The 24,709-nt window shown below is 70.5% G+C and carries 18 protein-coding genes; 7 read left to right on the plus strand and 11 right to left on the minus strand.

The genetic code is table 11. The annotated features are described in order from the left end of the window. Positions 1-22 precede the first annotated feature (22 nt). Entirely contained in the window at positions 23-637 is a 615-nt protein-coding gene (locus tag ACFQV6_RS04570; RefSeq protein ID WP_378026033.1) for a Maf family protein, read from the plus strand. A gap of 30 nt (positions 638-667) precedes the next feature. Here ACFQV6_RS04570 and ACFQV6_RS04575 read toward each other — a convergent pair whose 3' ends face one another. From ACFQV6_RS04575 to ACFQV6_RS04585, 3 genes are all read right to left on the minus strand, one after another. Next, a complete protein-coding gene (locus ACFQV6_RS04575; protein ID WP_378026034.1) occupies positions 668-1,456 on the minus strand; it encodes an ArsR/SmtB family transcription factor in 789 nt (262 codons plus the stop codon). Positions 1,457-1,578: 122 nt separating this feature from the next. After that, on the minus strand, positions 1,579-2,334 hold the full coding sequence (locus ACFQV6_RS04580) for an ABC transporter permease (protein WP_378026035.1): 756 nt from the start codon (positions 2,332-2,334) through the stop codon (positions 1,579-1,581). Continuing rightward, the gene (locus ACFQV6_RS04585) at positions 2,331-3,272 is read right to left on the minus strand and encodes an ATP-binding cassette domain-containing protein (RefSeq protein WP_378026036.1); all 942 of its coding nucleotides are present in this window, start codon (positions 3,270-3,272) and stop codon (positions 2,331-2,333) included. The genes ACFQV6_RS04580 and ACFQV6_RS04585 overlap by 4 nt, the downstream gene beginning before the upstream one ends. A gap of 104 nt (positions 3,273-3,376) precedes the next feature. Between ACFQV6_RS04585 and ACFQV6_RS04590 the strand changes: the two genes are divergently transcribed. Next, on the plus strand, positions 3,377-5,131 hold the full coding sequence (locus ACFQV6_RS04590; RefSeq protein WP_378026037.1) for an acetyl/propionyl/methylcrotonyl-CoA carboxylase subunit alpha: 1,755 nt from the start codon (positions 3,377-3,379) through the stop codon (positions 5,129-5,131). Between the two features lie 433 nt (positions 5,132-5,564). Next, positions 5,565-6,224, plus strand: a complete 660-nt coding sequence (locus ACFQV6_RS04595; RefSeq protein ID WP_378026038.1) for a DedA family protein — start codon at positions 5,565-5,567, stop codon at positions 6,222-6,224. Here the strand turns inward: ACFQV6_RS04595 and ACFQV6_RS04600 are convergent. Then, a complete protein-coding gene (locus tag ACFQV6_RS04600) occupies positions 6,202-7,602 on the minus strand; it encodes an NAD(P)H-quinone dehydrogenase (RefSeq protein ID WP_378026039.1) in 1,401 nt (466 codons plus the stop codon). The two genes, ACFQV6_RS04595 and ACFQV6_RS04600, sit on opposite strands and share 23 nt — an antisense overlap. 85 nt (positions 7,603-7,687) lie before the next feature. Between ACFQV6_RS04600 and ACFQV6_RS04605 the strand changes: the two genes are divergently transcribed. Then, positions 7,688-8,149 carry a gamma-glutamylcyclotransferase gene (locus tag ACFQV6_RS04605; protein WP_378026040.1) on the plus strand — a complete coding sequence of 154 codons (462 nt, stop codon included), beginning with the start codon at positions 7,688-7,690 and terminating at the stop codon, positions 8,147-8,149. A 211-nt stretch (positions 8,150-8,360) separates the two neighbouring features. On the opposite strand, the gene ACFQV6_RS04610 is transcribed toward ACFQV6_RS04605, so the two are convergent. Both ACFQV6_RS04610 and ACFQV6_RS04615 read right to left on the minus strand, forming a co-directional pair. Beyond that, complete coding sequence (locus tag ACFQV6_RS04610) at positions 8,361-9,098, minus strand: hypothetical protein (protein ID WP_378026041.1); 738 nt, start codon at positions 9,096-9,098, stop codon at positions 8,361-8,363. Between the two features lie 177 nt (positions 9,099-9,275). Then, a complete protein-coding gene (locus ACFQV6_RS04615) occupies positions 9,276-10,241 on the minus strand; it encodes a hypothetical protein (RefSeq protein ID WP_378026042.1) in 966 nt (321 codons plus the stop codon). Between the two features lie 224 nt (positions 10,242-10,465). On the opposite strand from ACFQV6_RS04615, the gene ACFQV6_RS04620 reads away from it, so the two are divergent. Then, complete coding sequence (locus ACFQV6_RS04620) at positions 10,466-11,452, plus strand: DUF4349 domain-containing protein (protein ID WP_378026043.1); 987 nt, start codon at positions 10,466-10,468, stop codon at positions 11,450-11,452. A 943-nt stretch (positions 11,453-12,395) separates the two neighbouring features. Here the strand turns inward: ACFQV6_RS04620 and ACFQV6_RS04625 are convergent. Further along, on the minus strand, positions 12,396-13,652 hold the full coding sequence (locus ACFQV6_RS04625) for an amidohydrolase (RefSeq protein WP_378026044.1): 1,257 nt from the start codon (positions 13,650-13,652) through the stop codon (positions 12,396-12,398). Between the two features lie 261 nt (positions 13,653-13,913). Next, positions 13,914-15,479 (minus strand): methylmalonyl-CoA mutase, encoded by a 1,566-nt coding sequence (locus tag ACFQV6_RS04630; RefSeq protein WP_378026045.1) that lies wholly within the window; start codon positions 15,477-15,479, stop codon positions 13,914-13,916. Positions 15,480-15,685: 206 nt separating this feature from the next. Between ACFQV6_RS04630 and ACFQV6_RS04635 the strand changes: the two genes are divergently transcribed. Beyond that, positions 15,686-17,590, plus strand: a complete 1,905-nt coding sequence (locus ACFQV6_RS04635; protein WP_378026046.1) for a protein kinase — start codon at positions 15,686-15,688, stop codon at positions 17,588-17,590. 24 nt (positions 17,591-17,614) lie between these two features. Continuing rightward, positions 17,615-19,267 (plus strand): phospho-sugar mutase, encoded by a 1,653-nt coding sequence (locus ACFQV6_RS04640; RefSeq protein WP_378026047.1) that lies wholly within the window; start codon positions 17,615-17,617, stop codon positions 19,265-19,267. 65 nt (positions 19,268-19,332) lie between these two features. Here the strand turns inward: ACFQV6_RS04640 and ACFQV6_RS04645 are convergent, their stop codons facing one another. From ACFQV6_RS04645 to ACFQV6_RS04655, 3 genes are read right to left on the minus strand one after another with little or no spacing between them, the layout of a single operon-like run. Beyond that, on the minus strand, positions 19,333-20,019 hold the full coding sequence (locus ACFQV6_RS04645; protein ID WP_378026048.1) for a GPP34 family phosphoprotein: 687 nt from the start codon (positions 20,017-20,019) through the stop codon (positions 19,333-19,335). A gap of 49 nt (positions 20,020-20,068) precedes the next feature. After that, positions 20,069-20,992 (minus strand): GT-D fold domain-containing glycosyltransferase, encoded by a 924-nt coding sequence (locus ACFQV6_RS04650; protein WP_378026049.1) that lies wholly within the window; start codon positions 20,990-20,992, stop codon positions 20,069-20,071. Between the two features lie 28 nt (positions 20,993-21,020). After that, on the minus strand, positions 21,021-24,527 hold the full coding sequence (locus tag ACFQV6_RS04655) for a CDP-glycerol glycerophosphotransferase family protein (protein ID WP_378026050.1): 3,507 nt from the start codon (positions 24,525-24,527) through the stop codon (positions 21,021-21,023). Positions 24,528-24,709: the final 182 nt, after the last annotated feature.

Genomic DNA, 24,709 nt, shown 5'->3' on the forward strand with positions numbered 1-24,709 from the left:
GAGGCTTGTAGTCTCCTTTTTCGTGCAGACCGACATCGTGTACCGCTTGATTCTCGCCTCGGCCAGCCCCGCGCGCCGGGCGCTGCTCACCGGGGCCGGGATTGACGCCGAGGTCATCGTCAGCGGGGTGGACGAGAGCGTCGTGGACGCGGACGACGCGTATACGACGAGCCTCGCCCTCGCGCGGATGAAAGCGCGGACGGTGGCGGCCAACCTCCCGGCCGACCCGGGAGCGCTGGTGCTCGGCTGTGACTCGGTGCTCGCCTTCGAGGACGAGGTGTTCGGGAAGCCCGCCAATGCCGACGAGGCGATCAAGCGCTGGATGGCCATGCGCGGCAGGTCGGGGGTGCTGCACACCGGGCATCACCTGACCGGGCTGGTCAGCGGGTTGCAGGCGGAGGCGGTCGGCACCACCGTTGTGCATTTCGCGGATGTGAGCGACGCCGAGATCGAGGCTTACGTGGCCTCGGGTGAGCCGCTACAGGTGGCGGGTGCGTTCACGCTCGACGGGCGGGGCGGGGCGTTCGTGGACCGGATCGAAGGGGATCCGGGCAACGTGATCGGGCTGTCGCTGCCGCTGCTGCGGAACCTTCTCGGTGAGATGGGCGTGCCGATCACGACACTCTGGCGCCGCTGAGGGGAAACGCTGCGACAGCCGCCCGCAGGCTCACACCGGGACGGGAGCAGGCAGCGGCTCCCCGGTCTCCAGCAGCGTCTTCAGGCTCGACAACAGCGGCACCCACCCCTCGGCCAGCCCCTGGAACGCCACGTTCGCCGGGTCGAAGTCGTCATGCGTGACGGTCAGCTTCACCACCGACCCCTGCGGCTCGATGTCGAAGACCACCTTCGACCGGCTTCCCACCGTGGCCGCCGCGAGCCAGTCCGCGTCGAATCCGTGCGCGGCGGCGAACTCCGGCGTGAAGGTGTGCCACGTGTACGCCAACCGCCGCCCCGGATCAGCCTCGAGCACCACCTGCTCCGGGTCCTCGATCGTCACCCCGTTCTCCGTCCAGGTCATCGCCGAGCCGGGCTTCCAGTCGGTGGTGAACTCCGCACCCCAGTACTGCCTGGTGAACGCGGGATCGGTCAGCGCCTCCCACAGCTTCTCCGGCGTCGTCGCGATGTACGTCGTATAGCTGAAACCCATTGTCGAACCCTCCAGCGAGCTCTTGAGGCCGGCGAGCGTCTGCACCCGCGAGCGGTGATAGCGGCTGATCCAGCGGTCGGCGATGGCGTTCACCGGCTCGGCGTTGAGGTAGTGCAACTTCTCCCGCCCCTGCCGGACAGCGGTGACCAGCCCGGCGGCCTCCAGCACCGCCAGGTGCTTGCTCACCGACTGACGGGCCATCCCCATGCCGTCGCAGAGCTCCCGCAGCGTCTGGCCGCTCGTCCGGTTGAGGCTGTCGAGCAGGTGCCGCCGCCCGGGATCCGCGAGCGCCTTGAACACCGCATCCACGACACCAGAATAGGCAGCCAGACGGCTGCCTATCAAGAGGCTCACCTAACGCTGCGAGAAAACGCCCGCCCACCGCGAGAGGGCTCGCCGAACGCTACGAGAAACGCCCGCCGCGAGCGGGCTCAGCGAACGCTGCGAGAAAACTCCCGCGCCGCCCATCCCACCGCCGCCGCGGCCAGCACCGCCGTGATCGCCAGTCCCTGCCAGACCTCCGGCGCACCGAGGTCACCCCGGAACAGCGCCCGCGTCCCGTCCACCGCCCACGAGAACGGGTTCCACTCGGCGACCCGCTGCAGCCATGCCGGCGCGAAGGTCAGCGGCAGCAGGATCCCGGAGAGCAGCAGCAACGGCTGCGCCACCGTGTTCATCAGCGGCGCCAGCGCGTCCTCACTGCGCACCCGCAGCGCCACCCCGTAGCTGAGCGCCGAGGTCATCAGCGCGATCAGGGCGAGCATCACGTACGCGAGGAGGATGTTCCCCAGGAACACCCGCAGGTCGAACAGGACCGCGAGCAGCGTGATGATGACCGCCTGCGCGATGAGCGACACCACGTCCCGCAGCGTCCGGCCGAGCAGCAGCGCGAGCCGGCTGACCGGGGTGACCCGGGAGCGCTCGATGACGCCGGCCCGGAGCTCGGCGATGAGGCCGAAGCCCTGGAAGAGGCCGCCGAAGATGGCGAGCATGACGAGCATGCCGGGCACGAAGATCTCGTACGCCTCGGCGTCGGTGGCCACCTGCAGTGCCGGCCGCAGCAGCGGCGCGAAGAGCAGCAGGTACATCACCGGCTGGAAGATCCCGACCAGCACCCAGACCGGGTTGCGCAGCAGCAGGCGCATCTGGTTCTCGAAGATCAGCCAGGTGTCACGCGCGAACTTCATGCCGCACTCTCCCGCAGGGATCGGCCGGTCTTGGTGAGGAAGACGTCGTCGAGGCTGGGCCGGTGCAACTCGATCCCGGTCAGCGGCACCGAGGCGGCGTCCAGCAGGCGCAGGATGTCGGGGATCGCGGTGGCGCCGTCGTCGACGTGCAGCCGGATGCCGTCCGGGAACGGGTCGGACTTGTAGGCGGACAGCACGGTGGAGGCCGCGGAGACCGAGCCCGGTGGCAGGCCGACGAAGACGACCTCACCGGCGATGGAGCGCTTCAGCTCCGACGGCGTCCCGGAGGCCACGATCTGCCCGTGGTCCATGATGGCGATCCGGTCGCAGAGCGCGTCCGCCTCCTCCAGGTAGTGCGTGGTGATGAAGACCGTCATCCCCTCGTCGCGCAGCCGGCGGATCTCGTCCCACATGTGCGCGCGGCTCTGCGGGTCCAGCCCGGTGGTCGGCTCGTCCAGGAACAGCAGACTCGGCTCGTGGATGATCCCGAGCGCGATGTCGACCCGGCGGCGCTGGCCACCCGAATAGGTCTTCGCCTTGCGATCCGCGTACTCGGAGAGCTGGAAGGCGGAGAGAACCCGGCCGGCGCGGACGCGGGCGTCGGGTCGGGAGACTCCGTAGAGGCGGGCCTGCAGCACCAGCTCCTCGACCGCTGTGGAGTCGTCCCAGGTGGAGCCGCCCTGTGCCACGTAGCCGATGCGGCGGCGCACCTCGCCGGGCTCGCGCAGCAGGTCGGCGCCGGCGATCGTGGCGGTGCCGCCGTCCGGGACGATGAGGGTGGCAAGCATCCGCAGCGTGGTGGTCTTGCCGGCACCGTTCGGACCCAGGAAGCCGAAGATCTCGCCCTTGGCGACGTCCAGGTCGATGCCGCGGACGGCCTCCACCGCGGGACCGCGGCGGGCCTTGAAACTCTTGCGCAATCCGCGAGTCTCAATCATGCCGTCGAACCTAGCCCGCACCGCCGATCCACGTCGTCCCAATAAACGCGCCGTCCTCAAATGCCCAGCACACTGAAAGCCGAACGGCCGTTAGGCTCTTGGTCGTGCGGAAGATATTGATCGCCAACCGTGGCGAGATCGCCGTCCGGGTCATCCGGGCCTGCAAAGACGCCGGCCTCACCAGCGTCGCCGTCTACGCCGACAGCGACCGGGACGCGCCGCACGCGCGCCTGGCCGACGAGGCCTACGCGCTCGACGGCGAGACCGCCGCCGACACCTACCTCCGGATCGACAAGCTGCTCGACGTCGCCGCACGCAGCGGAGCCGACGCGGTGCACCCGGGCTACGGATTCCTGTCCGAGAACGCCGAGTTCGCTTCCGCCGTACAGGAGAAGGGTTTGATCTGGATCGGTCCGTCGCCGCAGGCGATCCGCGATCTCGGTGACAAGGTCACCGCGCGGCACATCGCGCAGCGGGCCGGTGCGCCACTGGTGCCCGGCACATCCGAGCCGGTCGCGGACGCCACCGAGATCGTCGCGTTCGCGCAGGAACACGGCCTGCCGGTGGCGATCAAAGCCGCGTTCGGCGGCGGTGGCCGAGGGTTGAAGGTGGCCCGCACCATCGACGAGATCCCGGCCCTCTTCGAGAGCGCGACCCGGGAAGCAGTGGCCGCTTTCGGTCGTGGCGAGTGCTTCGTCGAGCGCTACCTGGACCGGCCGAGGCACGTCGAGGCGCAGGTCCTGGCCGACACGCACGGCAACGTCGTCGTGGTCGGCACCCGCGACTGCTCGCTGCAGCGCCGCCACCAGAAGCTGGTCGAGGAGGCGCCCGCGCCGTTCCTCAGCGCCGAGCAGCGGCAGAAGATCCACGAGAGCGCGAAGGCGATCTGCCGGGAGGCCGGCTACCACGGCGCCGGCACCGTCGAATACCTGGTCGGCCAGGACGGGACCATCTCGTTCCTCGAGGTCAACACCCGTCTCCAGGTGGAGCACCCGGTCAGCGAGGAAACCACCGGCATCGATCTGGTGCGCGAGCAGTTCCGGATCGCGGCGGGCGAGCCGCTGCCCTTCACCGAGGATCCGGCGCCGCGCGGGCACGCCATCGAATTCCGTGTCAACGGTGAGGACGCGGGCCGCAACTTCCTGCCCGCACCCGGCACGGTCACCGAGCTGACCTGGCCGTCCGGTCCGGGCGTGCGGGTCGACTCCGGCGTCGAGAAGGGCGGCGTGATCGGCGGCAACTTCGACTCGATGCTCGCGAAGATCATCGTGACCGGTGCGACCCGGGCCGAGGCGCTGGAGCGCTCCCGCCGGGTGCTGGACGAGACGGTCATCGAGGGCATCGCCACCGTGCTGCCGTTCCACCGCGCGGTCGTCCGCGACGAGGCGTTCACCGGCGAGCCGTTCACCGTGCACACCCGCTGGATCGAGACCGAGTGGGCGGGCGGCGTCGAGCCGTTCAGCGCCACCGCGGCGGCCGGCGGCGAGGCCGAGGAGCGCGAGACCGTCGTGGTCGAGGTGGGCGGGCGGCGCATCGAGGTGCGTCTTCCCAAGACCCTTTTCTCCGGTACGACCGGGAGCGTGCCCAAACGAGGATCCTCCCGTTCCCGTTCCCGGTCCGGGGCCGGTGCGGCCGCCACGGTCAGCGGCGGCGGACTGACCGCACCGATGCAGGGCACGATCGTCAAGGTCGCCGTGCAGAACGGTGACGAGGTCGCCGAGGGCGACACGATCGTGGTCGTCGAGGCGATGAAGATGGAGCAGCCGCTGCAGGCCCACAAGGCGGGAACCGTCGCCGGTCTCGCCGTCGAGGTCGGCGCCACCATCACGGCCGGCACGGTGATCTGCACCATCGACTGATCCGCTCCCCGGCCGGAGCGGGCGGAGCCGGACCGTGCGCCGGCTTGAGCTGGGCTGTGCGCCGGCTTGAGCTGGGCTGTGCGCCGGCTTGAGCTGGGCTGTGCGCCGGCTTGAGCCGGGCTGTGCGCGGGCTTGAGCCGGGCTGTGCGCCGGCTTGAGCCGGGCTGAGCAGGGGCGGGCCGCCGATACGGGACCTACCGGCGGCCCGCGACCGCGGCGCCGGGGACTCTTCAGGCCCCGGTGGCGCGGGCAGTCTCACGGTACGCCCGAGGGCCCGGCGCCACGAAAAGGAGGCGCGCGCGGGGGACCCGCGCCCGTAGCGTGTCCGGCATCACGGCGGTGACATCCCGGTCGGAGAGCATGCTGAACACAGCGCACTCTCAGCTACGCCCACGGACAATGCCGTGAGTCCCGAAGCGAGGTGACCCCACCGATGACCGAACTGCTGACCGTGCTGGCGACGCCCGCGTGGGCGTACCTGGCCCTGTTCGGATTCCTCGCGGTGGACGCCCTGGTGCCGGTCGTGCCGATCCAGGCCATCATGATCACTTCGGGTGCGCTCACCGTCTACGGCAATCTTGATCTGGCCATGGTCATTGCGGTAGGGGCCATCGGCATGTTCACCGGCGACACGATCGCCTTCGTGCTGGGCCGATCTACCGGAGCCCAGCTCAGCGCCCTGCGTGCCAGGTTCGCCCCGAAGAACGAGGACGGTGACCCGTCCAAGACCCGGCGCGCGGCGGAACGGTTCACCCGCGGTCTGCGCCGGCCCGGCCCGCTGGTGATGCTGCTCTGCCGGTTCGTGCCGGGCGGCCGGATGGCCTCCGGCTACCACGCCGGCCGCACCGGATATCCGGTCAAACTGTTCGTCGCCTACGACGGTCTGGCCTCACTCAGCTGGGCCTGTTACGGCGGGCTGGTCGGGCACCTGGGCGGCACCGCGATCACCCAATCCGCGTGGCGGCTGTTCGCCGTCGCGGCCGCCGCCGCAGTGATATTCGGCACAGCCGGTTGGATCCTGGCCCTCTTCGGCGGGAAATCCGCCGAAGAGGACGCGCAGAGCGAACCCGCTACTGAATCTCGTGCTGCATGAGCTGACGGGCCGCCTCGGCGATCGAGCCCGACAGCGACGGGTAGATCGTGATGGTGTGCGCCAGCTGGTCCACCGTCAGGTTGTTCTCGATCGCCATGGTGATCGGCAGGATCAGCTCGCTGGCCTTCGGCGCCACCACGACACCGCCGATGATCTGGCCGGTCGCCAGCCGGCAGAAGAGCTTGACGAACCCGTCCTGCAGGCCGGCCATCTTCGCCCGGGCGTTGCCGGTCAGCGGGAGCATCACCTGGCGGGCCGGCGTACGCCCGGAGTCCACCTCGTTCTGCGAGACACCGACGGTGGCCAGCTCCGGGTCGGTGAAGACGTTCGCCGAGACGGTCCGCAGCCGCAGCGGCGCCACCGCCTCACCCATGGCGTGCCAGATCGCGATCCGGCCCTGCATCGCGGCGACACTGGCGAGCGGCAGCACACCGGTGCAGTCACCGGCGGCGTAGATGCCCGGCACGTTGGTCCGCGAGACCCGGTCCACTGTCACGTAACCACCGTCGCCGACCGCCACGCCGTACTCAGCGAGGCCCAGGTCGCCGGTGTTCGGGATGGCGCCGACAGCGATCAGCGCGTGTGAGGCGTCGATCACCCGGCCGTCGGAGAGGGTGACCTGCACGCCGTCACCGGTGTTCACCACCGAGTTGCCGCGGGCCTGGCTGAGGATCGTCATGCCGCGGTCCCGGAAGACCCGCTCGATCGCCATCGCGGCGTCGGCGTCCTCGTGCGGCATGACCCGCTCCCGGCTGGAGACGAGGGTCACCTTCACGCCCATGGCGAGGTACGCGCTGGCGAACTCGGCACCCGTCACACCGGAGCCGATGACCACCAGGTGCTCGGGAAGCTCGGTCAGGTCGTACACCTGACGCCAGTCCAGAATCCGCTCACCGTCCGGACGGGCGGTCGGAAGCACCCGGGGGGTGGCTCCGGTAGCGATGAGGACCGTGGTGGCCTCCACCGCGTACTCAGGGCCGTCCTCGGGGGTGATGAGGACCTGGTGCGTGTGGCCGAGCCGGTCCTCGCCGAGCCGAGCCCGGCCGCGGACCACGTCCACCCCGGCCTTGACCAGCTTGGTCTGGATGTCACCCGACTGGGCCAGGGCGAGGCGCTTGACCCGCTCGTTCACCGCCACCGCGTCGACGCTCACACCCTCGAGACCCGCCGACCGGATGCCGAAGCCCTCGTTGTGGCGGTAACCGGTCATCACCTCGGAACTGGCGATGAAGGTTTTGGACGGAACACAGTCGGTCAGGACGCAGGCGCCCCCGGGACCGTCCGCCTCGACGAGCGTGACCTCCGCGCCGAGTTGAGCGGCCACGAGGGCGGCCTCGTACCCACCCGGCCCTCCACCGACGATGACAATCCGGCTCACGACTCAAGACCTCCAAAGAGAGCAACTGTGCCGACACGCACGTCTCATATTCTCACCACCGGCCGCTACGACTATCGTCGTCGCCGTGCGTCACTACGCCGCGTATGGCTCGAACCTGGATCCCGCCCGCATGCGGGCCTACTGTCCGCACTCGCCGATGATCGGCGTGGGGTGGATCGAAGGCTGGCGCCTCACCTTTGCCGGTGAGGGAGAAATGGGCTGGGAGGGAGCGGTCACCACGATTGTCGAATCACCCGGCGATCGGGTCTTCGTCTCCCTCTACGACGTGCATCCGTGGGATGCGTCACAGCTCGACGAGGTTGAGGGGGTGACAGCTGAGGCGTACCAGAAAGTCACCGTGCGTGTATCGACGCTTGACGGTGAAGTGTCCGCCTGGGTGTATGTCTTCACCGGCTACGAGGGGGGCATGCCGACCGCGTGGTACCTCTCGGAGATAGCCACCGCGGCGGAGAAGGCGGGCGCGCCCGACGACTACGTCGAGGAGCTGCGCCGGCGGCCCACCCGTGAAGAGCTTCCGGAGCTCTAGGGCCGTTAGCTGTGCCTCGTCGCTGTGCCTCGTCTCGGTGACGGGGCGCGGTGGAGCGCGTCCATGCCGGCCTTGTCCGTGTCGGCCCTGAAGTAGAGGCGTGCGGGCGTCGGCCGGGTCAGCCGAATCGACGCCCGCCCTCGCGGCGTGGCCCGGCCATCCGCCGGAGCAGGCCCTGGCCGGCCATCCGCCGGAGCAGGCCGTGGGTGGGTCAGCGCGTCAGGCGGTGGCTCAGCGATTCCAGCAGCCCGGCGAACTCCACCCGCTCGGCGCGATCCAGTGCCGCGTACGCCTGCCCCGCCAGCGAATTCGCCACCGCTTCCGCCCACATCAGGCGCCGGACCAGCGGCCCGGCAGGTGGGTAGGGCGGCTGCCACCCGAACGCCACGGCACCCGTCTCCCCGTCCGGGCCGGCGATGATCGCCTCGATCGGGGTCAGCCCACCGGCCCGCACCGCGATCACGTGCACCCCCTGCCGGTGCTCGTGCAGCAGGTGCAGCAGCACGGCCGCCCGCGCACCCGCACCCGGGTCCGGCACCGGCATCGCCCGCCACGCCGCGAACAGCGGCAGCCCCGCCGGGTCCACCGCGTCCGCCACCCGGCCGCCGAGCTCGAGCAGCCGGGCCAGCCGCGGGAAACCGCCGAGCTGCTCGGAACCCCAGGTGCAGAGCTCGTGCTGGTGCCAGGTGGCGACCTCGCCCGGTGCGGAGGTCTTCACCGTGGCCTCCCAGCCGTCGGTCACCGCTTCCGGCGCTATGAAGGCCAGGACGGCGGCGACCGTCTCGGGCCGGACCTCACCGAGCGCTCCGGCCCGTGCCGACACGTGATAGGCCCAGCCGGACAGACCCAGCAGGCGGGCACGGCGCAGCGTCTGCGGTGATTCCGCGAACGCGCCGATGATCGTGGCGAGTCCCGCTTTGGCGTTCGCTGCTGCCTGTTCCGGCGTCACCTGCCCGATTCTGCTCTCCTTGCGCGGTGAAAGAAAACGCTCGCCGGGCGTGACTGTCCGATTTACTCAGTCGGATTCCCCGGCTCCGCTCGGTCAGACTCCCGGCTCTGCCCAGTCCGGCTCCCGGCTCTGCCCAGCCCGGCTCCCGGCTCTGCCCAGTCCGGCTCCCGGCTCTGCTCAGCCGGACTCACCGGCGGCGAGATCATCGAGTGCGGCCTGTACGTCACCGACCTGCCGCCGGGCTGCCGCGGCCTCCCGTTCGGCGGTGCGCCGCGCCAGCTTGCGCCGGGCCACGTCGGCCACCGCCTCGGTACGCCGGCGCTCCAGCTCGGCCAGCTCGGCGTCGAGATCCTCCACCAGGTGACCGGCGTCCCGCTCGGCGGTCTCGGCCCGCACCAGCTGGTCGTCGGCCCGCCGCTCGGCCGCCATCGCGGTGGCCAGCTGACGGTCCAGCTCCCGGCGCTTGCGCTCGGACTCCCGGCGGCGGTGCTCCGACTCGCGGCGGCGCTGCTCAGCCGCTGCCCTGTCCTGCGCGGAACCCTTCCGCGGGCCGTCATCCTGATTCGAGTCATCGTCATCCGAGTCAACCTCGTCCGAGTTGTCCGCATCGGGAGAGGGCAGGACCGGGGAGTCGTCCGTGACCAGGCGCAGCCGTGGCCGCGGCACCTCGCCGAACCCCGCGTACGTCGCCGCCCGGATCAACCGCCCGGTCCGCACCTGCTCGGCGATCTCCGGCTCGGCCAGCGCCGCGGTGAGCGTCGCCTCCACCTCGGCCAGCGGCAGCCGCTCGGACGGCGCACCGGCCGCGACGGCGAGCTTGCGGGCGGCCACGACCATGGCCGACACGAACTGCCGCCGCTGCGTGGACAGCTCCCGCAGCTGGTCTCCGTGCAGGTCGCGCTGTGCGGCGCGGAGTGCGGTGGAGAGCTCGACCAGCTCCCCGATCAGCTCCGGTCGTTTGAGCGCGAGCAGGTTGACCACCCAGGCGGCCACTGTCGGCTTCTTCAGGGCGGCGAGCTGCTTGGCCGTCTCCCGGTCGCCGCCGCGCCGAGCCTCCTCGACGGCGGCCGCCCGGGTGGCCACGAAACCCTCCGGCGGTTCCTCGTAGAGCCGCCGCACGATGCTGTCGGTCCTGCTCGGCACGTCAGTCGAGCACCGGGCCGTGCTGGTCCTCGGCGCCGGATCGGCTCTCCAGGTGCCTGCCGTGCTCAGGGGTGCCGAGCCCCCGTAGGCCGGAATGCGTGAACTTCGTGACGCGCACGGGACCCCTCCGCAGCTGAATCGTGACCGGTCATCTCGCAGTCTGCCGGAACCGGAACGTGTGTGCCGAACGTCCCACCGCTCAAATCCGCGAAGATCGGAGCGTCATGCATAAACGGGGAACCATCAAGCTGATCGCCGCCGCCCTGCTCACCGGAGCACTCCTGGCCGGGTGCGGCGCCGGTGCCGAGGACAACGCCGCCTCACAGGCAGCACCCGAACGGGCCACCGGCGGCGGCATGGCCGACCAGGGTGCTCCAGCCGAGGACAAAGCCGCGCCGGGCGCCGGTCAGGACGCCGGCCAGGGCGTCGATCAGGGCAAGAACGCCACCGCGCAGGCACCGGACCTCCGCGTCGACCAGCGTTCGATCATCTACACCGGCTCGATCACGGTCCGGGTCGACGACGTCACCGCCGCGGCCGCCCAGGCCACCGGCATCGCCTCGGCATCGGGCGGCTTCGTCGGCGCCGACGAGCGGCACACCGGCGCCACCTCGGACACCGCCAACCTCACCCTGCGGATCCCGGCCGCCAAGTTCAACTCCGTCGTCGACCAGCTCGCCAAGCTCGGCAAGGAGGAGCTCCGCGGTATCAACACCGAGGACGTCACCGAGGCGATCGTCGACCTGGACGCCCGGATCTCCGTGCAGAAGGCCCGCGTCGAGAGCGGCAAGCAGCTCCTCAGCAAAGCCGCCAACCTCGACGACCTGGTGATGCTCGAGCGCGAGGTGGCCACCCGCGAGTCGGACCTGGCCTCCCTGGAGGCGAAGAAACGCCGCCTCGCCGACCTGACCGCACTCTCCACGATCACCGTCGTCCTCCTCGACCCGGACGCCACCCAGGCCGCCGACCCCGACGACGAACCGCCCGGCTTCCTGGCCGGCCTCTCCGGCGGCTGGAACGCCCTGACCGCCTCCCTCGCCGTCCTGATGACCGTCCTCGGCGCCCTGCTCCCCTGGCTCATCGCCATCGGCCTCCCGGCCTGGGCCATCCTCTACGCCCTCCGCCGCTACCGCCGCCGCCAGCCCGCCGCCGACTCCTCCCCCCACCCCTTAACCCCCGCCGCCACCGCCGACTCGTCCCCCACCCCTTAACCCCGCCGCCAACGTTTGCCGCTCCACCCAACCGCTCTAAGCCCTGCCGCCTAAGCCCTGCCGCCTAAGCCCTGCCGCCTAAGCCCTGCCGCCTAAGCCCTGCCGCCTCAACCCTCTGCCGGGCGACGCGACCCAAGACGCCAGCCCACTCTCCCCACCAAAATGCCGACGTACGCCCGACGCAAAGCTCTCCACTGTCCACGCGACCACCTGCCCACTCCCGGCCGCAGCGCGCCCGCCGGGCGTGAGCGGGTGGTCGCCCTCACCCCAACCCCAACCCCACTCCCGCCCAGCCCAGCCCCCTGCATCGCCTCCCACACCCAGCCGACCCAACCAGCTGGCACTCAGCGGTGCCCCGAGCGCCGAAACCCCCCGCTGAGCGCCAGCCGACCCGGCCAGCTGGCACTCAGCGGTGCCCCAGGCGCCGAAAACCCCCGCTGAGCGCCAGCCGACCCCACCAGCTGGCACTCAGCGGTGCCCCGAGCGCCGAAAACCCCCGCTCACGCCCAGCTGACCCGGCCAGCTGGCGCTCAGCGGTGCCTCGGACGGCAGGAAGTACCGCTCACGTCCAGCTGGCCGTCGGCGAGGGGGGTGCGGCGGGGCAGGCGAAGAGGGCCTGCTGGCGACGAGAGGGGGCCGGCGGTGCGAGCAAGCGGCTGGCGGCGGGGAGGTGCGGCCAGCGGCGAGGAGGGCGGCCGGCGGCGAGGAGGGCGGCCAGCGGCGAGGAGGGCGGCCGGCGGCGAGGGGGGCGGCCGGCGGCGAGGGGGCGCGGCCGGCGGCGAGGGGGTGGGGAGCGGGAGGAGTGGGGTTGGGGTGAGGGTGAGCGACCGCTCACGCCCGGCGGGCGCGCTGCGGCCGGGAGTGGGCAGGTGGTCGCGTGGGCGGTGGAGAGCTTTGCGTCCGGCGTACGTCTGAAGTTGCAGTTGCCGTTGTGGTTGTGGTTTTAGAAAGCGCCCGTCGAGAGCGCCGCCAGCGCGGTGTGGACCAGGACCCGGACGCCGTAGCCGATGCTGCGTTCGTCGACGTCGAAGTCGCCCTGGTGGAGGTCGTGGCGTACGTCGGAGCCGGGCTGGGCGGTGCCGAGGCGGATCATCGCGCCGGGGACGTGTTCGAGGTAGAAGGAGAAGTCTTCGCCGCCCATGCTGAGTTCGGCTTCGACGACGCGTTCGGGGCCGAGGGCGGCGCCCGCCGCGCCGGCGATGACGGCTGAGGCCATGCGGTCGTTGATGACCGGTGGGACGCCGCGGGTGTAGGTGATGTCGGCTTCGGCGCCGGTTGCGGCGACCACGTCGCGGATCAGCTTGGTGATCAGCTCGGGGGCTTCGCGCCAGGCGTCGCGGTTGAGGATGCGGACGGTGCCGAGGACCTCGCCGGAGCCGGGGATGGCGTTGAACGCCTGGCCGGCGTGGACGGCGCCCCAGACGAGGGAGACGCCGGCGCGCGGGTCGACGCGGCGGTCGAGCAGGGACGGCACGTCGACGATGATCCGGCCGAGGGCGTGCACCAGGTCGGCGGTGAGGTGCGGGCGCGCGGTGTGGCCGCCGGGGCCGCTGAGCGCGACCTTGACGGTGTCGGCGGCGGCGGTGAACGGGCCGGAGCGCACGCCGACCAGGCCGGCGGGCAGCTGCGGGTAGCAGTGCAGCGCGTAGATCGCGGCGACGTCCTTGAGCGCGCCGGCGGCGATCACCTCGGGTGCGCCGGAGGGGATGGCCTCCTCGCCGGGCTGGAAGATCAGCCGGACCCGGCCGGGCAGCTCGCCCTGCTTGTCGAGCTGCGCCAGGGCCAGGGCCAGGCCGAGCACGATCGTGGTGTGCACGTCGTGGCCGCAGGCGTGGGCGAGGTTGTCGACGGTGCTGCGGTACGGCACGTCCTTGAGGTCCTGCAGCGGCAGCGCGTCGATGTCGGCCCGGAAGGCGATGACCCGGTCACCCTCGCCGATGTCGCAGACGACACCGTTGCCGCGGGGCAGCATGCGGGGCGTGAGGCCGGCGACGGTCAGCTCGCGAGCGATCAGAGCGGCGGTCTCGAACTCGGAGTGTGACGGCTCGGGGTGGGCGTGAATGTGCCGACGAATCGTTACCAGCTCGGCACCCCGCGCGGCGAGCCAGCGGTCGAGCTGGCCGGGCAGGGGATCGGCCCCGGGCGGCGGCCCGGGCCATGCCTTCTCGGCGCCCTCGGGCGCCGTCAGAGCTGCAGTCACGTCGACTTCCGTCTTCAATCTCGAGGTTTTGTCGGGTTTCGCAACGCGCGACAGCCTAATCCTATTTCGATTACGCTATGTAACGCTCGGGTTAAGATCCCGCCGAGCCCGCCGTGCGGTGTCGCGGCTGAGGTCAAACGGCCAAGGTCCGGCAGGCACACGGGTCGGGCGGGCACACGGGAGGTCGTCCCGGCCCGCCACCTCCTCAACTGGTAGTGGATCGCGGAGGTGACGCGACACACTACGAGTACGCTCCGCGGTTCAGAAGCGTTCGACCGGGCGGTGGACACCCCAGACGCCGCGCAACGTGTGGCAAACCTCCCCCACGGTCGCACGGAGCCGCAACGCCTCCTTCATCAACGGTAGGACGTTCACACTTCCGGCGGCGCCCTTCGCCAGATCTGCCAGTGCGGACTGCACGGCCGGGTCGTCGCGGCCGGCCCGGAGTTCAGCGAGCCGGCCCACCTGGGCAGCCTCGATCGCCGGGTCGACCCGGAGCGGCTCGTACTTCTCCTCGGACTCGGCGGCGAATCGGTTGACGCCGACGACCACCCGCTCCCCCGCGTCGATCTCGGTGGCGATCCGGTACGCGGACTGCTCGATCTCGCTCTTCTGGAAGCCCTGTTCGATCGCGTCGACCGCCGAGCCGTACTCGAAGACGCGGTCGATCAGCGCGGTCGCTTCCTTCTCCACCTCGTCGGTGAGCGCCTCCACCGCGTACGACCCGGCGAAGGGGTCGACGGTGCCGGTGAGGCCGCTCTCGTACGCGAGCACCTGCTGTGTCCGCAGGGCCAGCCGGGCGGACTTCTCCGTCGGCAGGGCGAGCGCCTCGTCGTACGCGTTGGTGTGCAGCGACTGCGTGCCGCCGGCGATGGCACCCAGCGCCTGGATCGCCACCCGGATGAGGTTGACCTCGGGCTGCTGGGCGGTGAGCTGCACGCCGGCCGTCTGGGTGTGGAACCGCAGCATCATCGACTTCGGGTTCTTCGCGCCGAAGTCGTCGCGCATGATCCGGGCCCACATCCGCCGCGCCGCGCGGAACTTGGCGATCTCCTCCAGCAGGGTGGTCCGCGCCACGAAGAAGAACGAGAGCCGGGGCGCGAAGTCGTCGACCTCGAGACCGGCGGCGATGGCGGCACGCACGTACTCGATGCCGTTGGCGAGGGTGAACGCGATCTCCTGCGCGGGCGACGCACCGGCCTCCGCCATGTGGTAGCCGGAGATCGAGATGGTGTTCCACTTGGGGATCTCGGTACGGCAGTAGGCGAACGTGTCGGCCACCAGCCGCAGCGACGGCTTGGGCGGGAAGATGTACGTACCGCGGGCGATGTACTCCTTCAGGATGTCGTTCTGGATCGTGCCCTGAAGGGCCGCACCGGGCACGCCCTGCTCCTCCGCGACCAGTTGGTAGAGCAGGAGCAGCACCGAGCCCGGCGCGTTGATCGTCATCGACGTGGAGACCTGGTCCAGCGGGATGTCGTGGAAGAGCCGCCGCATGTCGTCGATCGAGTCGATCGCCACACCGACCTTGCCGACCTCGCCGTGCGCGATCGGGTCGTCGGAGTCGTAGCCCATCTGGGTGGGCAGGTCGAACGCGACCGACAGGCCCATCGTCCCGGCGGCGAGCAGCTGGTGATAGCGGGCGTTGGACTCGGCGGCGGTGCCGAAGCCCGCGTACTGCCGCATGGTCCACGGGCGTTTCGTGTACATCGTCGGGTAGACGCCACGGGTGTACGGATATTCGCCGGGCTGATCCGCTCCGGTTTCCGCGGGCACGTCGCCGGGTCCGTAAACCGGCTTGATCTCAAACCCCGACTCTGCGTTCACACGGGTGATCCTAAGGCTCGTTCAAGCCGCCGACAGTGAGGGATTTGGCACCGTGAGTTCCGTCGGGTGCACCCTCGGCCACGTTCCCGCTACCCACTGTCGAAGTGTGATTAACACTCCGGCCGCGACTTTTGTTGTGAGGCCAACAGCGGGCAAGATAGCGGGGTTGGTCGACAGCCCCCTATACCCCCTCGGTGGCATCCTCAGTGACTCAGATTCCGACGTGGAGCGGCGGCAACAGCGCTCCCCCCAGCGGACGTGCAGCCCCGGGCACGCTCATCGGCGGGCGGTACACGCTGCGCGCTGCGGTCGGTCACGGCGGCATGGGCACGGTCTGGCGCGCGGCGGACACGCTGCTGCGCCGCGACGTGGCGATCAAAGAGGTCATCCTCCCGCCCGGCCTCGCGCCGAGTGACCGGGACTCGATGTATGAGCGGACCATGCGCGAGGCCCGCGCCGCCGCCGCCCTCCAGCACCCCGCCGTCGTCCAGGTCTACGACGTGGTCCACGAGAACGGCCGGCCATGGATCGTGATGGAGCTGCTGGACGCCCGCAGCCTCGCCGACATGGTGATCGAGGACGGCCCGGTCTCGCCGCGGGTGGTGGCCAAGATCGGCATCGCCCTGCTCGGCGCGCTCGAGGTGGCCCACGCGCACGGTGTGCTGCACCGCGACGTGAAGCCGGCGAACGTGCTGATCTGTCAGGACGGCCGGTGCGTGCTGACCGACTTCGGCGTCGCCCGGATGCCCACCGACGTGCAGCTGACCACGCCCGGCATGGTGCTCGGCTCGCCGCACTTCATCTCGCCGGAACGAGCGATGGGCCACGAGTTCGGCCCGCCGAGTGACCTCTTCTCGCTCGGCGTCACGCTCTACACCGCGATCGAGGGCCGCCCGCCGTTCGACAAGGGTGACCCGATCGAGACCATGCACGCGGTGGTCGAGGACCCGCCCGCCCCGGTGGTGCGGGCCGGCTCGCTGACCCCGGTGCTGATGGGCCTGCTGGAGAAGAACCCGGCGCAGCGGATGGACGTGCAGACCGCCCGGACCATGCTGCGCCAGCAGCTCGCCGGGCCGCTGGCCAGCAAGAGCCCGCCGCACATGATGACCGACCCCTACTCGGTGGTGTCCGGGCCGCGGCCGGTCAGCCCGGCACCGGCCGAGACCCAGCAGATCCCGCCGCAGCCGAGCGGCCAGATCGGCGGCCGGGCCATGCTCGCGCCCGGCGAGTCGCTCACCGACCACCTGGCCAAGCTGGAGCAGCAGAACGCGCCCGCTCCCGGACGGCGCCGTGCACCGGAACCGCCCGGCTCGGCGGCGTACCCGACCGGCACCCTGCCCGCGCACCAGATCCCCTCGGCGGACCCGACAAGCGTCATCCCGCCGCAGAACTCGTGGAACCCGGCCGGCCGGCCGGGCACGGTCGTGGCCAGCCCGGCGGCCAAGCGCCGCCAGGCGTTCGAGAACGTGACACGGACCGCCCGGGAGACCACCGGGAAGGCGGTCAGCACGTTCAAGTCGTGGCCGCGCAACAAGCAGATGATCTCCGCGGGCGCGGCCGGTGCGGTGGTGCTGATCCTGGTGCTGCTCGTCGCGCTCACCGGCGGCGAGGATCCGAAGACGCCGGAGCCGGTCGCCCAGCCCGAGTCGAGCGCACCGGCGGCCGCCGACTTCGAGACCCAGGACTACAAGGGCAGCGCCGCGGTCAGCGTCAAGGTCCCGGCCGGCTGGACCCGGACCGCCGGTGGCGTCTACGTCGACTACATCGACCCGGACAACAGCCTGCGCAAGGTCCGCGTCCTGGTGGAGAAGGGCAAGATCAGTCCCACCCGGTTCGTCTCCGAGACGGCGCCGGCCGGGCTGAAGAAGGCCAAGAGCTGCCCGGCGCCGTTCAAGTCGATCGCCACCGAGGAGGTGGAGGTCTCCGGCAACCCGGGCGCCCAGCTCGAGTACACGTGCGGCAGCGGCGACGACATGCGGCACGGCATCTGGCGGATGACCACGGTCAACAACAAGATGTACTCGTTCTTCCTCTCCACCCCGGACGGCGAGTTCGAGGAGAGCCGGAAGTACTTCGACGCGATGGCGAACAGCTTCCAGCTGAAGCTGTGAGTGGCCCTGTGCTATCAATCCCTGATGGCACCCGACGTTGACATCGACCTTGAGGCCCGGGCCGAGGCCTGGCTCGCCGACGATCCCGATCCGGCGAGCCGGGCCGAGCTGCGCGAGCTGATCGACGGCCTGCCGGGCACCGCGGCCGAGCTGCGGGACCGGTTCGCCGGCCCGCTCACCTTCGGCACCGCGGGGCTGCGCGGCCGGCTCCGCGCCGGGCCCAACGGCATGAACCTCGCGGTGGTCACCCAGGCGGCGGCCGGTCTGGTCGCCTGGCTCGGCGCGCAGGGCGGGCACGGCCCGCTGGTCATCGGGTACGACGCACGGCACGGTTCCCGCGAGTTCGCCGAGCAGACCGCCCGGGTCGCCACCGGCGCCGGCCGCCCGGCCCTGCTGATGCCGGGCACGCTGCCGACACCCGTCCTGGCCTATGCGGTGCGTGCCCTCGACGCGGTCGCCGGTGTGATGGTCACCGCCAGCCACAACCCGCCCCAGGACAACGGCTACAAGGTCTACCTGGGCCGGCAGCTGGGCGGGCCGGCCGGTGACGGTGCGCAGATCGTGCCGCCGGCGGACACCGGCATCGAGGCCGCGATCCGGGCGGCGGGCAGCCTGGCGGCGGTACCGCTGGGCGATCCCGGCACGCTTCTGGACGAGAAGATCGTCGAGGGGTACGTCCGAAGTGCGGCCGCCGTCCTGTCGGAGGGCAGTTCCCGCGCCCTGAGCGTCGCGTACACGCCGTTGCACGGTGTCGGTGGGTACACGGTGGCCGCCGCGTTCGCCGCGGCCGGATTCGGCGTACCGGCGATGGTGGCGGAGCAGGCAGAGCCGGACCCCGAGTTCCCGACCGTGGCGTTCCCCAACCCGGAGGAGCCCGGCGCCATGGACCTGCTGCTGGCTCTCGCCGAGGCGAGCGGTGCCGATCTGGCCATCGCCAACGACCCGGACGCGGACCGGTGCGCGGTGGCGATCCCCGGGCCGGGCGGCACGTGGCGCCCGCTGCGTGGTGACGAGCTCGGCGTGCTGCTCGCCGATCACCTGATCCGGCGCGGCACCCCCGGCACGTACGCCACCACGATCGTCTCGTCGTCGCTGCTGGGCCGCCTCTGCGCCGCCCGTGGCGTGCCGTACGCGGAAACCCTCACCGGCTTCAAGTGGATCGTCCGGGCCGCGGCGGACCTGGCGTTCGGCTACGAGGAGGCGCTCGGTTACTGCGTCGCCCCGGCGCTGGTCCGCGACAAGGACGGCATCACCGCCGCGCTGACCGTCGCCGAGCTCGCCGCCGGATTGAAGGCCGAGGGCCGCACGCTCGGCGACCGCCTCGACGAGCTGGCGATCGAGTTCGGTGTGCACGCCACCGATCAGCTGTCGGTACGGGTCGACGACCTCGCCGAGATCGGCCGGGCGATGACCCTGGCCCGGCGGAACCCGCCACCGGCCCTGCTCGGCGCACCGGTGACCGAGGTGGCCGACCTGCTGCCGGACAACGACGTGCTCACGTTCCGCACCGCCGGTACCCGCGTGGTGATCCGGCCGTCCGGAACGGAACCGAAGCTCAAGGCGTACCTCGAAGTGGTCGAACCGGTCACTCAGGGTGACCTCGACGCGGCCCGGAATCGCGCGGCGGCCGGCCTGTCCGCCCTGCGCGGCGAGATAGCGGCAGTGCTGGGCGTCTGAGGGGGAGAGCGGCAGTGCTGGGCGTCTGAGGAGGGAGAGCGGCAGCAACCGCTCTCCCGTCACCGTCAGATCGGCTTCGGCGTGCCCAGCGCGGCCTGGATCGCCTTGCCCAGAGTGGCCACCACCAGCGCGACGCTCGGCCGCACGATGGAGTCCTCCAGGCTGACGTCGCCGACGAAGCCGGCGTTGCTGGCGATCTCCTGCAGCCGCTCGTGCGCCCGGTCGGTCTCCTCCGGCGGCAGCTTCAGCGCCGGCTCCATCCGGGCCGCCACCAGCAGCGTGGCGAGCGCGGCCGTGCGCTCGTCCGGCATCGTGGTGCCGATGAGCGCGGCCGCCAGCCGCTGCCGGATCTCGGCCTCGTAGGCGTGGTCGGTGGTCGGGTAGCGGTGCACGTGGATGACGCCCAGCTGGGTCTCGTCCACGTCCTGCACCACGCCACGGGCGCACAGATCGTCCAGCACCCGGATGCGCAGGCGGTGCCTCAGCCGCTGCAGCCACTGCGCCGGGGTGTGTGGCTCGTCCGCCGCCACCTTCTCCAGGACAGCGTCGGCCACCGGGTCGCCGAGCGGTGTGGCGTCGACCACCTTCAGGTAGCCGTCAGCCGCATAGGCGACCCGGTTCGCCAGCGCCAGGTCGATCAGCACGGCCGCGGCCATGCCCAGGTCGAGCCCGATGCGGGAACCGGTCGCCTTACCGGTCTGGTCGTCATACGCGAGGAGGAGAAGTTCCTCGGCGAGCGGGATGGGGGTCATATCTCGCAACGATAGTGCTCCCGGTCACTCATGCAGATCCGCAGGTCGGTCACTTCCGGTTGACACCCAGCGACTCCGGCCAGGCCCCACCGTCGAAGACGTTGTTCCAGCTGTCACTGATGTGCCCGACATCGATGGCCCACCGCCCCATCCGGGACAGCCAGGCGCTCACCAGCGTGCCGGCCGGGCCGAGCGAGAGCAGGTACAACTTGCCCGGATCCTCGTCCTCGAGAACCTTCATCAGGCGGGGCAGGTCGGCGTACGCGTTGACCGGCGTCGAATAGACGTACGAGGTGCTCTTGACGTTGTCGAAGAGCTGCGGCGTCAGGCTGAACCGGGAGTTCTCACCGGTGATGATGCAGATGTCCTGGTCCTCCCAGACCTGACGCCACATGTCGGCGCCGCGCTGGCCCATCTGCTGGAAGAAGATCGGCCGGGAGACGTGGCTGTTGCCGTACTTCATGTCGGTACGCAGCAGCGGCCGCACCTCGTGCCAGATGTCCACCCAGACACCCGACCAGTGCAGGTTCCGGTACGGGTACGGGAACCCGAGCATCAGCCGGTCCTGCTCGAACCCCTCGAAACGCAGCACCTCACGCAGCGCCGAGGCGAGACCCGGCGACCACGGCTGGAACTTCAGGTTGAAGTCCGAGCGCAGCATCGTCTTGAACTCGCCGTCGCCGAAGCGGGCGAAGCTCACCCGGTCCTTGATGATCCGCTGGAGGGTGTCCTCGAAGGTCAGCTGGTGCTCGCCGGTGAAAGCCGTCACCTCGGTGATGACGTCCTTGGTGAGCAGGGTCCGGAAGACCTCGAGGTACTTGCGCTGCTCCTGAAGCTCCCAGCGGATGTCACTGAGAATCTTGCGATCCTCGGTCTGCCGCTTGCGCTCCTCGGTCTTGCGCTTCTCCGCGGCCTTGCGCTTCTCCTCGGCGGCCTTTAGCTCAGCCTCGGACTTGAAGACCTCACGAAACACTGCTCGTCCCTAGCGATAGTCGATGGAGTTAACGATTGGTGCGGCCGGCCTCGAGCATCGCGTCGGCGAGCCGCGCGGCGGCGTGACCGTCGTCGAGGTCGCTGGCCCGTTCGGTGAAAGCCTTGTACTGGGTGGCGTACTGCTCACGGACCTGGTCAGCGTCCCGGATCGCGTCGATGACCTCGCCGGAGGTGGCGAGCAGCGGGCCCGGCGCCTCCGCCTCGAAATCGAAGTAGAAGCCGCGCAGGTTGTCCCGGTAGTTCTCCAGGTCGTACGTGAAGAACACCATCGGCCGGCCGGTGCTGGCGAAGTCGAACATCACCGAGGAGTAGTCGGTGATCAGGACGTCGGTGATCGCCAGCAGATCGGCCATGTCCGGGTAGGTCGACACGTCGTAGACGAACCCGTTGCCGGCGCCGCGGATCTCGTCGACGACGTTCGGGTGGCGGCGGATGAGCAGCACGTGGTCGTCACCGAGCCGCTCGCGGGCCGCCTCCAGGTCCAGCATCATCGTGATCTTGTACTGCCCGCCGGCGTAGAACTCGTCGTCACGCCAGGTCGGCGCGTAGAGCACGACCTTCTTGCCGTCCGGCAGGCCGATCCGGCCGCGGACGTCGGCGACGATCGCGTCCCGCTCGGCGCCCTCGGCGAAGAGGACGTCGTTACGCGGGTAGCCGATCTCCAGCATCTCGCCCTTGTAGCGGAACGCCCGCCGCAGGATCGGGGTGCTGAACCTGTTCGGCGAGACCAGGTGACTCCAGTTCTGCGCCTCCGCCTCGAGCTTCTCGAAGTACTGCTTGTCGGCGAACTGGAGGTCCTCGATGTCGAAGCCGATCCGCTTGAGCGGGGTGCCGTGCCAGGTCTGGATGACGACCTGACCGGGGCGGCGCTCGAACCAGCCGGGTAGGTGCTGGTTGGTGACGATGTAGCGGCTGGTGGCCAGGGCCTCGTACCACTCGTGGCGCCAGAGCGCGACCGCCTTGGCACTCTCCGGCACCGCGGCCTGGCCGTCGGTGATCACCCAGAGGTGGCCCAGCGGCAGGCCCCGGGCCACCAGCTCCTCGTGCACGGCGCGGGGGCTGTCCGAATACTGCCGTCCGGTGAAGCTGTTGTAGAGCACCACGTCACGCAGCGGTGTCTTGCGCATCCGCGGGTAGAACTCGGTACGGCTGCGGTGGCCGTTCGCCTTGCCGCGCTCCTCGTCGGTCAGCGCGGTCCGGACCCGGACGACGGCGCGCTGGTCGGTGAGCCACTCCAGCGTGACCCGCTGCGGGTCGGCCGGGTGCGGCAGCGGCAGTGTCTCCAGGCCGCTCGCGGAGAGCGGTAGCGGCCGGATCGGGCCGTCACCGAGCCGGTAGAAGATGTTCCAGGTGCCGGCGCGCAGCCGGACGTCCCAGCCGAAGCTCGGCACCCGCAGCGGGTCGACGTCGATGGTCCAGCTGTCGCCGTCGATCTCCACCGGGAAGGTACGGGTCTCCCGGGCGTTCGATATCCGGGCCACCACCCGCATCTCGCTCCAGTCGCCGTCCGGCGGCAGGGTGCCGGACAGCCGGAACCCGAAGCTGCCGGAGGTGATGCCGGTGATCGACGGTCCCTGCGGCAGCGCCGTCAGCACCGGGTGGCCCTTGAAGTCCGGCAGCAGGCTGATCATCCGGCCGTCCAGGTGGAGCGGCGACCAGGAGAACGACTCGTGCACGGCGAGACGGATCGGCGCGCTGTGCTCGTCGCCCGGCGCCAGCTCCACGTCCCAGCGCTCGCCCGGCTCGCCCGGCAGCAGCTGCGGGTATTCCGCGCCCGGCTCGCGCAGGTGGCTGACCGGCACCCGGAAGACGAACTCGTCGTCCCGGATGTCGACCGGGTAGCTGCGCCAGACGATCCCCGACGTCCGCGACAGCCGGGCGGTGGCCGGCCGGCGGTTCGCGCCGGTCACCTCACCGCGGATCTCCAGGGTGTCGCCGGTCAGGGCGCCACCGGTGATCCGGGCGCCGACGTGCTCGACGTAGAGCTGGAACTTGCCGTTGGTGACCACCGGGGTGACCCGGACGTCCTTGTCCACATACATGCTGGTCAGCCGGATCGGGTTGGCGTGCTCGCCGACCGTCAGCGGACCCTTGCTCTTCTGCGCCACCCCGAGGACGCCGACGACGACGGTCCAGATGCCGTCGTGCCACTGGCCGTCCTCGCCGCGCAGCGCCTGCACGTCGATCTCGGCCTCGAAGCCGGACCAGTCGTACGAGATGGTCGGGCTGCCGTGCACGGCGGTGGCGTCGATGCACTTGTGGTTGACCAGCGGCTGCCGCCGGGTCCGGCGGCCCTCCTCGTCACGCAGCCACAGCAGCCGGGTCGTCGACCAGGCGTGCGCCGCGCCCTGACCGGGGATGAACGCGTGCCCGCGCAGGCAGAGCTTGTCGCCGCGCCACTGCGCGTCGTGCAGCCGGGTCCGCGGGCGGGGGATGCCGGCCAGGAACAGCGTCCGAGGCACGTTCGGCAGGCGCTCCTCGAGGAACATCAGCTTGTGATAGCGCCGCAGGCCCTTGCGGACGATGCGGTGCCGCGCCCGGACCGTCGGGATCATCTCGAGCAGCTCGGCCAGCATCCGGTTGCGGACCAGGCGCCACAGCACCCGCTGCGCGGCCGGCAGCTCGTCATAGACCCGAGCGTCGACGTTGTCCAGGTAGCGGTTGCAGCCGTCCAGGAAGATCTTGCGGTACTCGTCGTTGACCTTGGGCAGCTCCCGCATGAAGATCATGAGGTCGCCCTGGAGCACCGAGCTGTCGTAGATCCGCTTGATCTTGTGCTGCTTGTGTTTCGCCAGGAACCTGCTGACCTGCTCCACACCGGCGAGCCGGTCCACGAACCCGCGGACCTCGTCACGCCGCTGGGTGATCGACTTGTCCTGGCCCTCGCGCTCACGCCAGTAATAGACCGGCACGTCGAGCACGTCCACCGTCTTGGCCAGCACGTGCGCCGGGACGATGACCGGGGTGTCCTCGTAGAGCACGCCCTCCGGGAAGGCCAGCTTGTGCTTGTCCCAGAACGAGCGGCGGAAGACCTTGTTCCACGCGGTCCGGTCGTCCATCAGCGACGACTGCTTGCTCACGTGGGTGCGCAGCGCCGTCGTCGCGAACGCCGCCCGGTGCAGGCCGGACTGGTGCACACCACGGCTGGTCAGCCGCATGACGTTGCCGGAGGCGAAATCGGAGCCGGTCTCGGTGATCGAGGCGATCAGCAGCTCGGTCGCGGCCGGCGGAATGACGTCGTCGCTGTCGACGAACATCAGGAACTCACCGGTGGAATGCTCCACACCGGTGTTGCGCGCCGCGCCCAGACCCGCGTTGGCCTTGGTCACCAACTTGAACCGAGAGTCACGCTCCGCGAACGCCGCGGCCATCGCGCCGCTCTCGTCGGTCGACCCGTCGTCGACCATGATCACTTCAAGGGAGGTGTAGTACTGAGCGGCGATCGACTCGAGGCACTCATCCAGATATGGCGCCACGTTGTAGATCGGCACAACGACGCTCAGCACGGAATCCATCCCGTGACCCTCCTGTTTCAATGCCCGGGACCGACGACTGGCGCGGGGGTGCTCCGGCGCAACCTGTGCGCGCCGGTTGTTCGGCGAACGTTAGCAGACCAGCAAACGGTGACGTGAGGACTGTTCATCACCCTATGTCACCCCTGCAGGGCTTATGTCACCCTCGTCATGGTCTATGGTTG

The organism is Actinoplanes sp. GCM10030250 (assembly GCF_042666575.1).
Classification (GTDB): Bacteria; Actinomycetota; Actinomycetes; order Mycobacteriales; family Micromonosporaceae; genus Actinoplanes.